Annotated in this window: 15 protein-coding genes; 9 read left to right on the forward strand and 6 right to left on the reverse strand. The window is 70.8% G+C overall.

Annotated elements, in window-relative coordinates; translation table 11 throughout:
• Nucleotides 1-75: 75 nt before the first annotated feature.
• The 3 genes from AB0C26_RS12310 to AB0C26_RS12320 are packed head-to-tail and all read left to right on the forward strand — an operon-like array spanning nucleotide 76 to nucleotide 3,451.
• The gene (locus AB0C26_RS12310) at nucleotides 76-2,430 is read left to right on the forward strand and encodes a M28 family peptidase (RefSeq protein WP_360245830.1); all 2,355 of its coding nucleotides are present in this window, start codon (nucleotides 76-78) and stop codon (nucleotides 2,428-2,430) included.
• Nucleotides 2,431-2,432: 2 nt separating this feature from the next.
• A complete protein-coding gene (locus AB0C26_RS12315) occupies nucleotides 2,433-2,975 on the forward strand; it encodes a dihydrofolate reductase family protein (protein WP_360245833.1) in 543 nt (180 codons plus the stop codon).
• Entirely contained in the window at nucleotides 2,972-3,451 is a 480-nt protein-coding gene (locus AB0C26_RS12320; RefSeq protein ID WP_360245836.1) for a GNAT family N-acetyltransferase, read from the forward strand. The genes AB0C26_RS12315 and AB0C26_RS12320 overlap by 4 nt, the downstream gene beginning before the upstream one ends.
• On the opposite strand, the gene AB0C26_RS12325 is transcribed toward AB0C26_RS12320, so the two are convergent.
• Both AB0C26_RS12325 and AB0C26_RS12330 read right to left on the reverse strand, forming a co-directional pair.
• Nucleotides 3,448-3,732: a Smr/MutS family protein gene (locus AB0C26_RS12325; protein ID WP_127545541.1), complete on the reverse strand. Its 285-nt coding sequence runs from the start codon at nucleotides 3,730-3,732 to the stop codon at nucleotides 3,448-3,450. The two genes, AB0C26_RS12320 and AB0C26_RS12325, sit on opposite strands and share 4 nt — an antisense overlap.
• Before the next feature lie 11 nt (nucleotides 3,733-3,743).
• Nucleotides 3,744-4,130 carry a tetratricopeptide repeat protein gene (locus AB0C26_RS12330; RefSeq protein ID WP_360245840.1) on the reverse strand — a complete coding sequence of 129 codons (387 nt, stop codon included), beginning with the start codon at nucleotides 4,128-4,130 and terminating at the stop codon, nucleotides 3,744-3,746.
• 131 nt (nucleotides 4,131-4,261) lie between these two features.
• Between AB0C26_RS12330 and AB0C26_RS12335 the strand changes: the two genes are divergently transcribed.
• Nucleotides 4,262-6,442 carry a hypothetical protein gene (locus AB0C26_RS12335; protein ID WP_360245843.1) on the forward strand — a complete coding sequence of 727 codons (2,181 nt, stop codon included), beginning with the start codon at nucleotides 4,262-4,264 and terminating at the stop codon, nucleotides 6,440-6,442.
• On the opposite strand, the gene AB0C26_RS12340 is transcribed toward AB0C26_RS12335, so the two are convergent.
• Nucleotides 6,345-6,725 carry an RCC1 domain-containing protein gene (locus AB0C26_RS12340; RefSeq protein ID WP_360245846.1) on the reverse strand — a complete coding sequence of 127 codons (381 nt, stop codon included), beginning with the start codon at nucleotides 6,723-6,725 and terminating at the stop codon, nucleotides 6,345-6,347. The genes AB0C26_RS12335 and AB0C26_RS12340 overlap by 98 nt on opposite strands.
• Before the next feature lie 18 nt (nucleotides 6,726-6,743).
• The gene (locus AB0C26_RS12345; RefSeq protein WP_360245849.1) at nucleotides 6,744-6,977 is read right to left on the reverse strand and encodes a hypothetical protein; all 234 of its coding nucleotides are present in this window, start codon (nucleotides 6,975-6,977) and stop codon (nucleotides 6,744-6,746) included.
• A 130-nt stretch (nucleotides 6,978-7,107) separates the two neighbouring features.
• Here AB0C26_RS12345 and AB0C26_RS12350 point away from each other — a divergent pair, with 130 nt between their 5' ends.
• The 5 genes from AB0C26_RS12350 (at nucleotide 7,108) to AB0C26_RS12370 (ending at nucleotide 14,343) form a co-directional block, all read left to right on the forward strand.
• A complete protein-coding gene (locus AB0C26_RS12350; protein WP_360245852.1) occupies nucleotides 7,108-7,845 on the forward strand; it encodes a response regulator transcription factor in 738 nt (245 codons plus the stop codon).
• Nucleotides 7,823-9,370 carry a HAMP domain-containing sensor histidine kinase gene (locus AB0C26_RS12355; protein ID WP_360245855.1) on the forward strand — a complete coding sequence of 516 codons (1,548 nt, stop codon included), beginning with the start codon at nucleotides 7,823-7,825 and terminating at the stop codon, nucleotides 9,368-9,370. Before AB0C26_RS12350 ends, AB0C26_RS12355 begins: the two co-directional genes overlap by 23 nt.
• Before the next feature lie 194 nt (nucleotides 9,371-9,564).
• Nucleotides 9,565-10,629: a 3-deoxy-7-phosphoheptulonate synthase gene (locus AB0C26_RS12360; RefSeq protein ID WP_360245858.1), complete on the forward strand. Its 1,065-nt coding sequence runs from the start codon at nucleotides 9,565-9,567 to the stop codon at nucleotides 10,627-10,629.
• Nucleotides 10,630-10,721: 92 nt separating this feature from the next.
• Nucleotides 10,722-12,986 (forward strand): glycosyltransferase family 39 protein, encoded by a 2,265-nt coding sequence (locus AB0C26_RS12365; RefSeq protein WP_360245861.1) that lies wholly within the window; start codon nucleotides 10,722-10,724, stop codon nucleotides 12,984-12,986.
• A 130-nt stretch (nucleotides 12,987-13,116) separates the two neighbouring features.
• Entirely contained in the window at nucleotides 13,117-14,343 is a 1,227-nt protein-coding gene (locus tag AB0C26_RS12370; protein WP_360245864.1) for a bifunctional glycosyltransferase family 2/GtrA family protein, read from the forward strand.
• A gap of 295 nt (nucleotides 14,344-14,638) precedes the next feature.
• Here the strand turns inward: AB0C26_RS12370 and AB0C26_RS12375 are convergent, their stop codons facing one another.
• Together AB0C26_RS12375 and AB0C26_RS12380 are read right to left on the reverse strand one after the other, a co-directional pair.
• Nucleotides 14,639-14,929, reverse strand: coding sequence for a DUF3040 domain-containing protein (locus AB0C26_RS12375; protein WP_360245867.1), 291 nt, complete (start codon nucleotides 14,927-14,929; stop codon nucleotides 14,639-14,641).
• A gap of 206 nt (nucleotides 14,930-15,135) precedes the next feature.
• On the reverse strand, nucleotides 15,136-16,233 hold the full coding sequence (locus AB0C26_RS12380; protein WP_360245870.1) for a DNA glycosylase AlkZ-like family protein: 1,098 nt from the start codon (nucleotides 16,231-16,233) through the stop codon (nucleotides 15,136-15,138).
• Nucleotides 16,234-16,247: the final 14 nt, after the last annotated feature.

Below are 16,247 nucleotides of genomic sequence, written 5' to 3' on the forward strand. Positions count from 1 at the left end.
CCCGTCAACGCTAGGCCACGCCCCAAACGATCTTCCGACTACCCACTGCCGTACCCAGGCGCTTAGATGACACCCATGCGTGCACCCGCCCTTGTCGATCCCGCTCGGCGGGCATCGGCCGCTGTGATCGCGATTGTCGTGTTCGTGCTGGCCGGGGTCGCGGCGGCGTGGGCCGTGCGGCCGCCCGAGGCGCGGGGCGCGTCGGCGCCGGCCGGGGAGTTCAGCGCGGGGCGCGCGTTCCCGTTGGTGGAGACGATCGCCACCCGGCCCCATCCGGTCGGCAGCGCCGCCCAGGACGAGGTGCGTGAGCGTCTGCTGACCACGTTGCGCGGGCTCGGGCTGTCGCCCGAGGTGCAGGACACGGTGTCGGTGCAGGGGGCCGAGCTCTCCTCCAGCGCGGGCGGGACGAGCTTCGCCCACGTACGCAACGTGGTCGCGGTGATTCCGGGCACTGCCTCCACCGGGCGGCTGTTCCTGGTGGCGCACTACGACTCGGTGCAGACCGGGCCGGGCGGCAACGACGACGCGGCCGGCACCTCGGCCGTCCTCGAGACGGCCCGGGCGCTGCTGGCCGGTCCACGCCCGCGCAACGACGTCGTACTGGTGCTCACCGACGGCGAGGAGGCCTGCCTGTGCGGGGCCAAGGCGTTCGTCGACCAGCATCCGCTCGCCCGGGACGGCGGTGTCGTGCTCAACCTGGAGGCCCGCGGCAGTTCGGGGCCGGCCATCATGTTCGAGACCACCGACCGCAACAGCCGGCTGGTCGGCGTCTACGGTTCGGCTCCGCACCCGGTCGGCACGTCGTTCGCGGTCGAGATCTACCGCCTGATGCCGAACGACACCGACTTCACGGCGTTCAAGGACAAGGGCTTCGCCGGCCTGAACGCGGCCTACATCGACGGCGCCGCGATCTATCACGCGCCGACCGACGTGCCCGGCGTGATGGACCAGGACAGCCTTCAGCATCACGGCGACAACACCCTCGCTCTCACCCGTGAGCTGGGCGATCGTGACCTCACCGGGCTGAGCAGCGGCCAGGACGCCACCTACTTCCCGGTGCCCGGCCTGCTCGTGCGCTACCCCGGCGCGCTGGTGTGGCCGCTGGCCGTGCTGGCGCTGCTCGCGGTGGCCGCCCTGGCCTGGCTGGCCCGCCGCCGTGGTCTGATCACCGGGCGCCGGCTCGCCGCCTCGGCCGGGCTCACACTGATCCCGCTGCTGCTGGCGCCGGCGCTGGCCCAGGTCCTCTGGTGGCTGCTGACATCGGTCCGGCCGGGGTACGCCGAGCTGCCCATCGACCCGTACCGGCCGGGCTGGTACCGGCTGGCCGTGGTGGCCCTCACCGCAGCCGTGCTGTTCGCCTGGTTCGCGCTGTTCCGGCGGAAGGCCGGCCCGGCCGCGCTGTCCATCGCCGGGCTGGCCTGGCTGGCCCTGCTCGGGGTGGTGCTGGCCGCGGTCACGCCCGGCGGTTCCTACCTGGCCGCGCTGCCGGCCCTGGCCGGGGCGGTCGCCGGCCTGGTCGCCGTCCGGGCCCGGCCGTGGATCCAGGTGCTCGCGGTCACGGCCGGCGGGGTGGTCGCGGTGGTGATCCTGCTGCCCACGGTGGTCATGCTCTTCCCGGCGCTGGGCCTGCGGCTGGGCGCGGCCGGCGTGTTCCTCACGGTTCTGCTCGGGCTGGCCCTGCTGCCGGTGATCGACCTGATCCACCCGGTTCCCGGCGGCCGCCGGGGCGTGGAGGCGGCCCGCGACCGGCGGCGCGGCGCGCTGCCCACCGTGGCCGCGGCCCTGGCCGCGATCGTCTTCACCGTGGTCGGCCTGGCGGTCGACCGGTTCGACGCCGGCCATCCGGCGCCGACCCAGTTGATGTACGCGATGGACGCCGACGACAACACGGCCCGATGGGTCAGCGACGAGCCGAAAACCCAGGAGTGGACGAGTCAGTACGTCTCGGGCGACCTTCACCGGGTCGACGACACGCTGCCGTCCTTCGGCGCCGAGGAGGTCCGCACCGGCCCGGCCCAGGCGGCTTCTCTCCTTCCGCCGAAACTCACCCTCACCGGCGACACCCGTTCGGGCGACACGCGCACGATCAAGCTCCGCCTGGAGCCGCAACGGCAGGTCCGGCTGGTCACCCTGCACGTGGGCGCGGACACTCCGGTGACCTCGGCCGACGTCGAGGGCCAGGCGGTGCCGATCGGCAAGCCGGCCGCCGAGGGCCCGTGGGGTTTCGGCTTCGCCTTCCACGCCCCGCCCACCGGCGGCGTCGAGGTCACGCTCACCGTGCGCGCGTCCGGACCGGTCAAGTTCCGGGCCATGGACGGCAGCGACGGCCTCACCGACCTGCCCGGATTCCGGGCGCGCCCGGCCGGCGTCGGCGCCGTCGGCTCGCACACCAGTGAACTGCTGGCAGTGGCCAAGTCCTATACGTTGTGACCATGGCCCAGGTCCTCTACTCGGTACAGATGTCGCTGGACGGCTACATAGCGGGTCCCGGCGGCGACATGTCCTGGCTGGCGCCGCACCTCGGCCCCAACCCGACCGCCGACGCCCTGGTCGACCGGATCGGCGCCATGCTGGTCGGCCGCCGCACCTTCGGCGGCGACGACCCGAACAAGGGCACCGACAAGGAGGGCGCCATGTCCGGCGCCTGGGAGGGGCCACAGTTCGTGCTGACCCACGAGCCGCCGCGGGATCCGGTGCCGGGTGTCACCTTCGTCACCGGCCTGCGTGAGGGCGTGGAGGCGGCCAAGAAGGCGGCCGGCGAGCGGTACGTGAACCTGCTCGGCGCCGACGTCGCACGCCAGGCCCTCGCGGCCGGGCTGGTCGACGAGATCCTGACCTTCGTCTCACCGGTGCTGCTGGGCGACGGCACCCGGCTGTTCGCCCAGCCCGGCGGGGCCGAGATCCAGCTGGAACGCATCGTTCAGGCCGACCACGATCCGGTCGCCGGCCTCTGGTACCGCGTGGTGAAGCCGTGAGGATCGCCCCGGCCGGGCCGGCGGACGCCGCCGAGCTGACCAAGGTCTACGTCGAGGCGTTCCGGGAGCCCTGGCCGGCGGACACGCTGCCCACGCACGCCGGCCGGGCCGGCTTCAAGTGCCTGGCCGCGTGGGACGGCGACGAGATGGTGGGCTTCACGTACGGCTACACGGGCGAGTTCGGCCAGTGGTGGACCGACCGGATCGCCTCGCTCGTCGCGCCCGAGCTCAGCAACTGGCTGGGCGGGCACTTCGAGCTCGTCGAGCTGGCCGTGCTGCCCTCGCACGAGCGGCGGGGCATCGGCTCGGCGCTGCTCGACGCCGTGCTGGACGGGCTTCCGCACCGGGTCGCCCTGCTCACCGCCACCGATGACGAGAACGCGCCGGCCCGGCGGCTCTATCACCGCAAGGGCTGGCGCGTGCTCGCCGACGGGGTCTTCGACGGGGCGGTGCTCATGGGGCGGACGCTGAATTAGCGGCCCCGGCCGCGACGGCCGGTGGGCGCGTCGTGGCGGAAGTGCACGAAGAGCCGGCCCCAGTTGTCGCCGTCCTTCTCGACCCGGTGGTAGAGCTGCTTGATCTCTTTCTGGTCGAGGAAGCGGAGCACCTTCTTCTTCAGCGCTCCGCTCCCCTTGCCCGGGATGATCTCGACCATGGCGGCCTTCTTCTGGATGGCCTCGTCGATGACGCCGCGCAGTGCGCGGTCGATCTCGTGACCCTTGTTGAAGATGTCGTGCAGGTCGAGCTTCAGCTTCACGGTTGACGATCCTATGACTCGGGCGACGGCGACGACTCGGACTTGCCCAGCCACTCCTCGACCCGGTGCACGGCCTCGGAGTAGTCGGTGTGCTGCTTCATCGCGGCGGCCAGGCGCAGGTGCGGCAGGGCCTCACGAAAGCGGCCGGCCCTCTCCAGGGTCCGGCCGAGCACGTGGTGCGCGTAGTGATCCGATGGATCATGGTCCACGAGCTCTCTGAGCTGCTTCTCGGCCCCGTTGAGCTGGGCCGAGTTGAAATAGGCCCGGGCGAGCAGAAGCCGTACGGCCGAGTTGTGCGGCTCCGCCTCGACTATCGGCTCGAGCAGGCGCGCGGCCCCGAGCGGGTCGCCGGACTCGAAGTAGAAGGTCGCCTTGCGGTAGTCCTCCAGAAGATCCACGTCCCACGCTCCTCTGCCCACGCGCCTGCAACAACGCTTGCACAACAACGGCCGAACGGCGAGTGTTCCGTTGATCCAAGCTTCCCGACAAAACGGCTCATATGGCAACCCAGCCGTCAGACAATGCCAGCGTGGGGGACTTTCCGAGTCAGTTCGTGTCCGCGCCGGCCCGTCCACGATTCGGGCGGCTCAAGGCGGCAGTCGTGGGTGTCTTCGCGATCTCCCTGTGCCTGATGCTGGCCGGGGGCACGTCGACGCCGGCGGTGAACTCGCCCGCCTTCCTGATCTCCGGGATGCGAAAGATCCCCTCGCCGCCGTCGGGCACCTCGTGGGCGCCGGCCCCGCGCGAGGCCGGCGGCCTGCGGATGGTCGCCAGCACGGACGGGCAGTCCTTCCAGGTGCACACCGCGGGCGGCGACCGGGATTTCCTTCCCGGCGTCGATCTGAGCGACACCACGCCGGGCCATCTGCCCGGCGAGCCGGCCATCTCGGCCGCGCAGTACCGGGCCTGGTTCGCGGCGATGGGCTGGCTCGGCATCCGGGTGGTGCGCATCTACAAGATCCACCCGCCCGCCTTCTACGAGCAGCTGGCCGCCTACAACCAGGACAACCCGGAGCGGCCGCTCTTCCTGGTGCAGGGCGTGTCGATGACCGACGTGTCGTACATCGGCGAGAAGAACCTCTTCGACGCCCGGGTGACCACGACGTTCCGGCAGGAGCTGGAGGCCGCGGCCCGGGCCGTCTCGGGCGATTTCAGCCGCTCGACCCGGCCCGGCCGGCCCGGCGGCGTCTGGAACACCGATGTGACGCCGTGGCTGGTCGGCTGGATCATCGGGGCCGAGCTCGATCCGCGCGCCGGCGCCGCCTCCGACCAGCGCAACGCGTCGGTGAAGCGGTACACCGGCAAGTATTTCCGGAACACGCCCAAGTCCACGCCGACCGAGCGCTGGCTCGCGGCCCGGATGGACGAGCTGGCCGGCTACGTGGCCAAGAAGGGCGTCAGCCAGCCGATCGCCTTCGTCAACTGGGCCACCACCGACCCGCTGCGGCATCCGGCGGAGCCGCTCGACCAGGAGGACCTGCTCCAGATCGACGCCAACCACGTGCTGCCCACCGCCGACTGGCCGGCCGGCACCTTCGCCAGCTACCACGCGTACCCGTACTATCCGGACTTCCTTCGCTACGAGCCCGATCTCAACAATTTCCAGTACGAGGGACAGGCCGATCCGTACGCCGGATATGTGGCCGCGCTGCGCAAGCACCACTCCACGATGCCGACAATGATCACGGAGTTCGGCGTGCCGTCCTCGATCGGCTCGGCGCACAGCGGGCCGCTGGGCCGCTCGCAGGGCGACCACAGCGAGCAGGAGGCGATGCGGATCAATGCGGACCTGCTGCGGATGATGAAGAACCAGGGGCTCGCGGGCGGTTTCCTGTTCGGCTGGATGGACGAGTGGTACCGCTACACGTGGAACACCGTCGGGCACCAGGACGGGGCGCGCCGCCAGCTGTGGCACGACCCGCTCACCAACGAGCAACACTTCGGGGTGCTCGCGATGGATCCGGCCGGCGCCCGGGACGCGGCCGAGCAGCAGTTGCTCGACAGCGACGGCGCCTGGCCGGCGCGCGAGGTCAAGGCCACTACCGATGAGGCGTACGTGACCCTCGACGTCAAGCTCGCGAAGTCGCCGCCCGGGTCGATGATCGTCGGGTTCGACGTGCTGGACGCCGTCACCGGGCCGCCGATGGCCGGCAGCACCGACCGCCGGCCGGACGCGGTCTTCGCGCTCAACCTGGTCGGGCACACCGGCCAGGCGTACCTGCGCGACCAGCTCGACCCGCTGAAGCTGGACTTCGCCGTACCGGAGTCGGCGCGCGGGCCGGCGCCGGCGGGCTGGAAGCCGTTCGAGCTGATCACCAACCGGGCCCACACCGTGCCGACGACCAAGGCCAAGCAGCCGGTGGAGCTCCAGAACGCCGGTCTGCTCGTGCACGGAAGCTGGGATCCGTCGGACGACAAGGCGGACAGCCGGGCGCTGTGGCACCTCGACGACGACCGTCTCACCGTTCGGGTGCCGTGGGCGATGCTCGGTTTCGCCGACCCGTCCACGCGCCGTGTCGCCGTACCCAGGAACGGGAATTTGACCTTGTCGACCAGCCCCGGCGTGACCGTGTCGCTGACCGCGTCCGGCACCGAGCAGGCGATCGGGCAGGTCAAGTGGCCGAACTGGAATCGGCCGAACTACACGGAGCGCCTGAAGCAGGGTGCGTCGCAGCTGCGCGACGCCGCGCTGTCGGCGACGAACGGCTGACCAGCAGCATCGACGCGCCGGCGGCGATCATCAGAGCGCCGATCGCGACCAGCAGCAGCGTGGTGTTGCCGGCCGGCCGCTGGGGCGGATAGCCGGCGCCCCAGCAGTAGACCTCGCCGCTCTCGGTCAGCGCGCAGGTGCTGTCCCCATCGGCCACGAGCTGGACGACCCGCTGGTGGAGGCCGACCTCGACGACGTCGTCGCCTCCGCCGGCGGCCGAGGCGGGCGCCGCTGACAGGGTGAGCGCCGCGGCGACGGCCAAGATCACAAGTATCCGTCGCATGCAACCATTATGGGCGTTTTATACGCTTTCGGGGGTCTTCGACACTCCAGCGGCGGCGACCTCGGCCAGCACCGGGGTGGCGGTGATGGTGTCGGCCGCGGTCACCGTCGCGTAGCCGGCCACCTCGCTCGCGGCGTACCGTGTGGTGCCGAGCGTGGCCGGCCCGAAGGCCGCGGTCAGGGCGAGAGCGGTGCCCAGGGCCAGGAAACCGGTGCGCCGCCGCCATCCGAGGTGCTTCGTCGTCTGCGTCATAGGGACCACGATCAGGGCGTACGGTGTCTGTCCGCTGTGCGGAATTCATGCGTTTCCTGTGCTTCTGATCCACAGGTGGTACACAGGAATCAGAAAGCCGGCGCAAAGCGTGGCCCGCGAAAGTAGGGGCATGACGATGGCGAACGCAGATTCCAGCACCGAGCTCCGGCGGCCCGACGGCAGCCCCGTCCGGGTCCTCGTGGTCGACGACGAGCCGACCCTGGCCGAGCTGCTGTCGATGGCGCTGCGCTACGAGGGCTGGGACGTCAAGAGCGCCGGCGACGGTCTCTCGGCCGTTCGCACCGCCCGCGACTTCCGCCCGGACGCCGTCGTCCTCGACATGATGCTGCCCGACATCGACGGGCTCGAGGTGCTGCGCCGGCTGCGCGGCGAATCGCCCGAGGTGCCGGTGCTCTTCCTGACGGCCAAGGACGCGGTCGAGGACCGGATCACCGGCCTCACGGCCGGCGGCGACGACTACGTGACCAAGCCGTTCAGCCTGGAAGAGGTGGTGGCCCGGCTGCGCGGCCTCATGCGGCGGATGGGTCACTCGCCGATGCGTACCGACTCGCAGCTGATCGTCGGCGACCTGTCCCTGGACGAGGACAGCCACGAGGTGCGGCGCGGCGGCGACCTGGTCACGCTGACCGCCACCGAGTTCGAGCTGCTGCGCTACCTGATGCGCAACCCGCGGCGGGTGCTGAGCAAGAGCCAGATCCTCGACCGGGTCTGGAACTACGACTTCGGCGGCCAGGCCAACGTGGTGGAGCTCTACATCTCGTACCTCCGCAAGAAGATCGACGCGGGCCGCTCCCCGATGATCCACACCATGCGCGGAGCCGGGTATGTCCTCAAGCCCGCGGACTGAACATCCGGCCCGGTGGCGCAGCCCGCGCGGCTGGCCGCTGCGCACCCGGATCGTCGCCATCATCATCACGCTGCTCACGATCCTCGGCCTCGCGGTCGGCACCACGGCGTACGTCTTCCTGCACGACCAGCTCTACAGCCAGACCGACGCCAAGCTCGACGGCGTACCGGGCCGTAATTTCCCCGGCACACCGCGACTGAGCTTCAACCCGGGGCAGGAGGACAACGGCCGCAGCAAGCCGTACCCCGGCCTGGAGACCGGCGCCATCACGGTCTACTTCGTCAACGGGGAGTTCACCGACGGCGGCAAGGTCAAGACCGTCCAGACGACCACCGGCTACAGCACCGAATTCGAACCCCTCGGTGACACCGCACTCGCGGAACTGAAGTCCGTCGCGGTCGGCGACAAGGTCAACATCACCGTCGACGGCGATTCCTACCGGGCCACAGCGAGCGTTCAATACGACGGGGCGGTACGAGTCACCGCGCTGTCTCTCAAGCCGGTCAACGACACGCTGTTGCGGATCGCGCTGGTCACGGCCGGGGCCATCCTCATCGCGATCGGTGTGGCCGGGTGGGCGGGTGCGTTCATCGTCAGGCGTACCCTCGCTCCGCTCGACCGCGTCGCCGCCACCGCGACCCAGGTCTCCGAGCTCAAGCTCGACCGCGGGCAGGTCGAACTGGCCCAGCGCGTGCCCGAGAGCGACACCGACCCGCGCACCGAGGTGGGCCAGGTCGGCGCCGCCCTCAACCAGATGCTCGACCACGTCGGCAACGCCCTGGAGGCCCGGCACGCCAGCGAGATGCAGGTACGGCAGTTCGTGGCCGACGCCAGCCACGAGTTGCGTACGCCGCTGGCCGCCATCCGCGGGTACGCCGAGCTCAGCCGGCGCAGCCGGGCACCGATCTCGGAGGAGATCGCGCATGTGCTCAACCGGGTCGAGTCCGAGGCCAAGCGGATGACCCTGCTCGTCGAGGACCTGCTGCTCCTCGCCCGCCTCGACGCCGGCCGCCCGCTCGCGCACGACCCGGTCGACCTGACCATGCTCGTGGTCGACACGGTCAGCGACGCCCACGCCGCCGGGCCGCGGCACTACTGGCAGCTCGACCTGCCCGAGGAGCCGGTCATCGTCTACGGCGACGGGGCCCGGCTGCACCAGGTGCTGGCCAACCTGCTGGCCAACGCGCGCACCCACACGCCCGAGGGCACGACCGTGACCGTGGCCGTCACCACCATGCCGGACGCGGCGGTGATTCACGTGATCGACAGCGGGCCCGGCATCCCGGCCGAGCTCCAGCCGCACATCTTCGAACGGTTCGCCCGCGGCGACAGCTCCCGGTCGCGGGCCGCCGGCAGCACCGGCCTGGGCCTGTCGATCGTGCACGCGGTCGTCACCGCCCACCGGGGCCAGGTGGCCGTACAGAGCGAACCCGGCCGTACGGTGTTCAGCGTCATGCTCCCGTACGACGCGCCCCGGCCCGCCGTCCCACCTGCTGAGCAGCAGCTGGCTCCACTTCCCAGCTGACGCGCTATGCTGTCCGACGTGTCTCGTTGGTATTCGTGGTTTAGTGGGCCGGCTCCCGCCGGTGCCTCAGCCATGCACTGAGACATCCGCCAGAGCCGGCCCGAGGCAGCGACTTGACGTCGCTGCCTTTTTGTTTGCCGCCGGCTCCTTTCTTGGGCCGGCATCTTCTCCGCCACCGTCCAAGGAGTGACCGAATGACTGCCCCCGAGGTTCAGCGCGTCCGCGACCAGCGCATCGAGAAGGTCGTCCCGCTGATGAGCCCGGCCCTGCTGCACCACGAGCTGCCGCTGACCTCCGACCTGCACGACACCGTGCTGGCCGGCCGCAAGCAGGTCGAGGACGTGCTGAACCACCGAGATCCGCGCCTGCTGGTCGTCGTGGGCCCGTGCTCGGTGCACGACCCGGCCGCCGCCGGCGAATACGCGTCGCTGCTGGAGAAGGAGGCGCAGCGGCTCAGCGACGACCTGCTGATCGTGATGCGGGTGTACTTCGAGAAGCCGCGCTCGACGGTCGGCTGGAAGGGCCTGATCAACGACCCCGCCCTGGACGGCACCGGCGACGTCGGCACCGGCCTGCGGATCGCCCGGCGGCTCCTGCTGGAGATCGTGGGCCGCGGGCTGCCGACCGCCGTGGAATTCCTCGACCCGATCACGCCGCAGTACTACGCGGACACCGTGGCCTGGGGGGCGATCGGAGCCCGTACCGTCGAATCGCAGGTCCACCGCCAGCTCGCCTCCGGCCTGTCCATGCCGATCGGCATGAAGAACCGCCCCGACGGCAGCATCGCCACCGCGATCGAGGCCATCCAGGCGGCCGAGGTGCCGCACGTCTTCCCCGGCATCGACTACTCGGGGACCCCGGCCATCCTGCACACCTCGGGTAACCCCGACACCCACCTGGTGCTGCGCGGCGGCGGCGGAAAGCCCAACTACAGCGCCGAGGACGTCGCGCACTCGCTGGAGCTGCTGCGGGCGGCCGGCCTGCCGGAGCGCCTGGTGATCGACTGCTCGCACGGCAACAGCGGCAAGGACCACCTGCGCCAGCCGCTGGTGGCCGAGGACGTGGCCGGCCAGATGGAGGCGGGCCAGCGCGGCATCAGCGGCGTGATGTTGGAGAGCTTCCTCGTCCCGGGCCGGCAGAACCTCGGAGGCCCGTTGACGTACGGCCAGTCGGTCACCGACGCGTGCATGGGCTGGGAGCCGACGGTCGGTGTGCTCGAGCGCCTCGCCGTCGCCTCCGCGAAGCGCCGCTCCTCGTAACTCACAGCGGGCTTACAGGAACGACATAAGGGCGCGACAGGGGCAGCGTCGACAGTGGCGAGGTATTGATCCTCCTTCCGTGGAGAGCCTCGATGACTTCGACGTTGCCCACCCCGCCGACGGCGGCGCCGCAGCCTTTGTCGCCGCCTTTGCCGCCGGCTTTGTCGCCGGCTTTGTCGCCGGCTTTGTCGCCGGTGCCGAGAACGCGCTTCCAACGGCTTTACCTCGGCCCGAGCGGCGACCCGGGCTGGGCCCGGCCCTCCCTGCTCGGCCTGCTGCTGGTCACCGGCGTCCTCTACATCTGGGGCCTCGGCAAGAACGGCTGGGCCAACGCGTTCTACTCGGCCGCCGTGCAGGCCGGCACGAAGAGCTGGGAGGCGTTCTTCTTCGGCTCCTCCGACGCCGCCAACTCGATCACTGTGGACAAGACGCCCGGATCGCTGTGGTTCATGGAGATCTCGGCGCGGATCTTCGGCGTCAACGCGTGGAGCATCCTGATCCCGCAGGCGCTGATGGGCGTGGCCAGCGTCGCGCTGGTCTACGCCACGGTGAAGCGGTGGTACGGACCGGCGGCCGGCCTGATCGGCGGCGCGGTGCTCGCCTCCACCCCGATCGCGGCGCTGATGTTCCGCTTCAACAACCCCGACGCGCTGCTCGTGCTCTGCATGGTGGCCGGCGCATACGCGACCGTACGGGCCATCGAGAACGGCTCCACGAAGTGGCTGATGCTCGCGGGCGCCTTCGTCGGCTTCGGCTTCCTGGCCAAGATGCTGCAGGCACTGCTGGTGGTACCGGCGTACGGCCTGGCCTATCTGATCGCGGGCCCGCCCAAGCTGGGCAAGCGGATCTGGCAGCTGCTGGCGGCGGTGGGGGCGCTGGTCGTCTCGGCCGGCTGGTACATCGCCATCGTCGAACTGGTACCGGCCGCACACCGGCCGTTCATCGGCGGCTCGCAGAACAACAGCATCCTCGAGCTGGCGCTGGGCTACAACGGCCTCGGCCGGCTCAACGGTGACGAGACCGGCAGCGTCGGTGGCGGTGGCGGCGGCGCGGGCGGCGGGATGTGGGGCGAGACCGGGATCCTGCGGATGTTCGACAGCTCGCAGGGCGGTCAGATCTCCTGGCTGCTCCCGGCGGCGCTGATCGTGCTGGTGGCCGGGCTGGTCCTGACGGCCCGCCGGCCGCGCACCGACCGGCAGCGGGCCGGCCTGATCGTGTGGGGCACCTGGCTGCTGGTCACGGGCCTGGTCTTCAGTTTCATGCAGGGCATCTTCCACGCCTACTACACGGTCGCCCTGGCGCCGGCGGTCGGCGCGGTGGTCGGCATGGGCGTGGCGCTGCTCTGGAAGCACCGGTCGAACGCGATCGCGTCGCTCACGCTGGCGGCGACGGTGGCGGTGAGCGCCTGGTGGTCCTTCCATCTGCTGTCGCGCAGCGCCGACTTCCTGCCCTGGCTGCGGTGGGTGGTCCTGGTGGGCGGTCTGGCCGGGGCGGTGGCGCTGCTCGCGGCCCTGCGCCTGCCGGCGCGGATCGCGGCTCTGGCGGCGGGGGCCTCTCTGGCCGCGGTGCTTGCGGGTCCGGCGGCGTACGCGGTACAGACGGCCTCAACCGCACACACGGGTTCCATCCCGTCGGCCGGCCCGTCCACCGGCGGTTTCGGCTTCGGCGGCGGCCGGGGCGGATTCCCCGGCCGCGGCCAGGGCGGCTTCCCGGGCGGCTTCCCGGGCGGCGGCGGTCAGGGCGGCTTCCCGGGCGGCGGCGGTTTCCCCGGCGGGCAGAACGGCAACGGCACTGGTGGTACGGGCAATGGCGGCACCGGCAACCAGGGCGGCTTCCCCGGCTTCCCGGGCGGCCAGAACGGCACCGGCAACGGCGGAACCACTGGAAACGGCGGAACCGGCAACGGCGGCACCGGCAACGGCGGCGCTGCGAATGGCGGCTTCCCCGGCGGCGACGGCCGTGGCGGGATGCGCGGCGGTGGCGGCATGGGTGGTCTGCTCGACGCCGCGACGGTCAGCGACGAGATGAAGGCGCTGCTCGAAGCGGACGCCGACAAGTACACCTGGGTGGCGGCCGCGGTCGGCTCGCAGAGCGCGTCCGGCTACCAGCTCGCCACCGGTGACCCGGTGATGGCGATCGGCGGCTTCAACGGCACCGATCCCTCCCCCACGCTGGCCCAGTTCCAGCAGTACGTCGCCGACGGCAAGATCCACTACTTCATCGGCAGTGGCGGTCTCGGCGGACGGGGCGGCAGCTCCAGCGGCAGCAACTACTCCTCGCAGATCGCCGAGTGGGTGGCGGCAAACTACACGGCCAAGACCGTGGGCAACACGACGGTCTACGACCTGACTGCTTGATTCACCCCGGAAGGACGGGCGGCTCCCCCTCGCGGGGAGCCGCCCGTTCCATTTCGGACTGGCTCGACTCACAGTGCCGCCACAGGAACGGCACAAAGCCCGCTCAGCCGCCACGATCATGGTTGTCGACATGAGCCTTTCGACGCAGCCCACGCCTGACGTTGCCACGACCCACGTCGATGCACCGGTGCTCGACGTCGTCGTCCCGGTCTACAACGAAGAGGTCGATCTCGGCCCGTGCGTGCAGCGCCTGCACGCGTACCTGCGGGCCTATTTCCCGTACCGCTTCCGGATCACGATCGCCGACAACGCGAGCACCGACTCGACCGCCGACGTGGCCCGGCTGCTGTCGACCGAACTGTCCGAGGTGCGCTGGGTGCACCTGGCCGAGAAGGGCCGGGGCCGCGCGCTCAAATACGTCTGGACCCATTCGGACGCGGCCGTGCTCGCGTACATGGACGTCGACCTGTCGACCGACCTGGGCGCGCTGCTGCCGCTGGTCGCCCCGCTGATCAGCGGGCACTCGGACCTGGCGATCGGCTCACGGCTGGCCCGCGGCTCGCGGGTGGTGCGCGGGGCGAAGCGCGAGTTCATCTCCCGCAGCTACAACCTGATCCTGCGCGGCACGCTGTCGGCCCGTTTCACCGACGCGCAGTGCGGCTTCAAGGCGATCCGCGGCGACGTGGCGGAGCGCCTGCTGCCGATGGTCGAGGACACCGGCTGGTTCTTCGACACCGAGATGCTGGTGCTGGCCGAACGGGCCGGCCTGCGCATCCACGAGGTGCCGGTGGACTGGGTGGACGATCCGGACAGCCGGGTCGACATCGTCTCCACGGCGATGGCCGACCTCAAGGGCATCGCCCGCTTGCTGCGCGCTTTCGGCTCGGGCCGGCTGCCGCTGGCCACGCTGCGCGAGCAGTTGGGCCGCAACCCGCTGCCGGTCGCGGGTGTGCCCACCGGCCTGACCGGCCAGCTCATCCGTTTCGCCGGCGTGGGCGTGGCCAGCACCCTGGCCTACCTGGCCCTGTACGCGATCCTGCGCACTTTCGCCGGCCCGCAGTGGGCGAACTTCATCGCCCTGCTCGTCACGGCCATCGCGAACACGGCCGTCAACCGCCGCCTGACCTTCGGCGTCCGCGGCAACGACGGCGCCTGGCGACACCAGGCCCAGGGCCTGATCGTCTTCGGCGTGGGCCTGCTCCTGACCAGCGGTTCGCTGGCCGCGCTGAACACCGCCGCCCCCACCCACTCGAAGCCGCTCGAACTCGTCGTCCTGGTAGCGGCCAACCTGCTGGCCACAGCGGTCCGCTTCCTGATGCTGCGCGTGTGGGTCTTCCGCTCCCGAGCCCGGGCTTGACCTGCCGCCGGGATACCAGCACTTCCAGCCCAACGAAGAGACGGCGCCGACTCCTACCCGGCGCCGTCTTTTCCACGTCACACGCATCAATCGCCAGGCCGCCGCAGCCCCTGCTCGCCCCGCGACCACAGCCGCCTTCTCCCGCAGCCGCCTTCTCTCCCACTGCCAGGCGCCCTCGCCACGGCCGAGCCGCCTCTCCCCAGCCGGCGGGCATCTTCATCCCTAAAGCCGCGAATCCCCACAGCCGCGAATCCCCACAGCCGCGAATCCCCACAGCGGCGGGCCTACGCGAGTGTCAGGTCGGGGGCTGGCGCCGGTGGCGGGGCTTTCTCTGGGTGATGGCGGCAATGACCACTGTCGTCGCGAAGACGGCGGAAACCGCGGCGGCGATCCACCAGCCGAGGACGCCGAGGGTCACGGCGGCGATCCAGACGACGACCGCCGTGAGGATCAAGGTGAGGGGTGGACGTCTCGACCGCGGCGGGTCGAGCTGCCCGCTGCTCATGCGGGCGCAGAACTCCGGATCATCCTGCTGCAGCTGGCGCTCCAACTGCGCCAGTCGACGGCTGTCTTCCCTGCTCAACATGACGCCACCTCCGCCTCGGCCAGCGGCCCTGATCGAACGGCACGCACTCCGATCAATGCCATTGTTACTCAGATGTTGCCTCCCGGATACCTCTTGATTCTGGCTCGCCACGCTGATCCGCATATGACCAGGCCAAAGAGATCCAACGAGGCTGCCACCCAGGTCCGGAAAACCAAGATCCGGGAGTCCGCACCCACGACGTGAGATCAATCGAACGCGACTGTCACTTCCGGAACCTCGCGGGCCCGCGCCACCTCCGCGGCCTCGGCCTCGACCTGCTTACGGCGGCCGGCCGAGACCTTGTCGAACGCGGTGATCGTCAGGTCGACCCGCTTGCGACCGGCGAGCTTGGCCCGCCAGACGCCGACGATTTCCCCGTCGAGCAGGAGCGCCCCGGGGTTGCCGATGACGCGCCACACCTCTTTCTGCTGAGCGCGGTCGGGCACCAGCACGTCGCGATCGCGGGCTTGCAGCAGCGCGTCCATCGGCGGAACAAAGCGGACGCCATCGGCCCGCGCCGCTCGTGCGAGATCGTCCACCGCCTCGACGGGCAGCCACTTCTTCTTACCGTCCACGGTGATCTCGGCCAGCCGCTCGACCGGCCAGACCGATTTCATCTCGGCGGTCGAACTGCCCAGGTATTTGCCGACCTCGAGCGGCGTCGCCGGACCCAGGAGCCGCAGGTACGTGAGGATCAGCTCGCCGATGCCCTCGTTCTCCCGAGGGCGTGGAGGCGCGGAAGGGATCGGTCCCAGCGTCGCGTCCTTGCCGCGGGACTGCACCTCGACGCCGCCGGCCAGGCCGGAATGCTGCCAGACGTTGCCCGCGATGTGTCGCGCCCGGCAGCTCCGGCACTCATACGTCAGGGCACGCGGCACCCGCTTGCTGACCTCGCCGCTCACCTCGCCGCGCGGCATCGGGCCGTGGACCACCTCGCGGAACGCGTCGGCGGTGACCCGGAAGGCCTCGACACCCAGCTTCATGCCCTCGGGGATCTGGCCGCTCTGGATGCGCGCGGTGGCGTCGGCGTCGCTGATCGGCCACAACTGTTTGATCAGGGCCGCCAGGTCGGCGCGACGATGCAGGTGAGGCGCGCCGCGGGCGGCCCACACGGTGATCAGCCGGTCGTCGGCGAGCGGACCGCTGGTGCGCGCGGCGAGCGCGACCCAGGCCGAGCCGGGCGTGTATTCCTGCACGCCGAGGTCGAGGACGGGCAGGTCGGCCGGGCGCGCGTCGACGCGCTCGGCGAGACCGAGAGCGGCGATGCGGTAGGCCGTCACCTGTGCACGATCGACGCTGACCATGGCACACCTCCAGG

The sequence above is a fragment of the Actinoplanes sp. NPDC048796 genome (assembly GCF_040650035.1).
Lineage (GTDB): Bacteria > Actinomycetota > Actinomycetes > Mycobacteriales > Micromonosporaceae > Actinoplanes.

Excerpts from the sequence above, each read along its gene's own strand:
- AB0C26_RS12340 (WP_360245846.1), bottom strand. The coding sequence starts at position 6,725 with ATGCGACGGATACTTGTGATCTTGGCCGTCGCCGCGGCGCTCACCCTG.
- AB0C26_RS12345 (WP_360245849.1), bottom strand. The coding sequence starts at position 6,977 with ATGACGCAGACGACGAAGCACCTCGGATGGCGGCGGCGCACCGGTTTC.
- AB0C26_RS12360 (WP_360245858.1), top strand. The coding sequence starts at position 9,565 with ATGACTGCCCCCGAGGTTCAGCGCGTCCGCGACCAGCGCATCGAGAAG.
- AB0C26_RS12375 (WP_360245867.1), bottom strand. The coding sequence starts at position 14,929 with ATGTTGAGCAGGGAAGACAGCCGTCGACTGGCGCAGTTGGAGCGCCAG.
- AB0C26_RS12370 (WP_360245864.1), top strand. The coding sequence starts at position 13,117 with ATGAGCCTTTCGACGCAGCCCACGCCTGACGTTGCCACGACCCACGTC.
- AB0C26_RS12355 (WP_360245855.1), top strand. The coding sequence starts at position 7,823 with ATGTCCTCAAGCCCGCGGACTGAACATCCGGCCCGGTGGCGCAGCCCG.
- AB0C26_RS12365 (WP_360245861.1), top strand. The coding sequence starts at position 10,722 with ATGACTTCGACGTTGCCCACCCCGCCGACGGCGGCGCCGCAGCCTTTG.
- AB0C26_RS12380 (WP_360245870.1), bottom strand. The coding sequence starts at position 16,233 with ATGGTCAGCGTCGATCGTGCACAGGTGACGGCCTACCGCATCGCCGCT.
- AB0C26_RS12310 (WP_360245830.1), top strand. The coding sequence starts at position 76 with ATGCGTGCACCCGCCCTTGTCGATCCCGCTCGGCGGGCATCGGCCGCT.
- AB0C26_RS12315 (WP_360245833.1), top strand. The coding sequence starts at position 2,433 with ATGGCCCAGGTCCTCTACTCGGTACAGATGTCGCTGGACGGCTACATA.
- AB0C26_RS12350 (WP_360245852.1), top strand. The coding sequence starts at position 7,108 with ATGACGATGGCGAACGCAGATTCCAGCACCGAGCTCCGGCGGCCCGAC.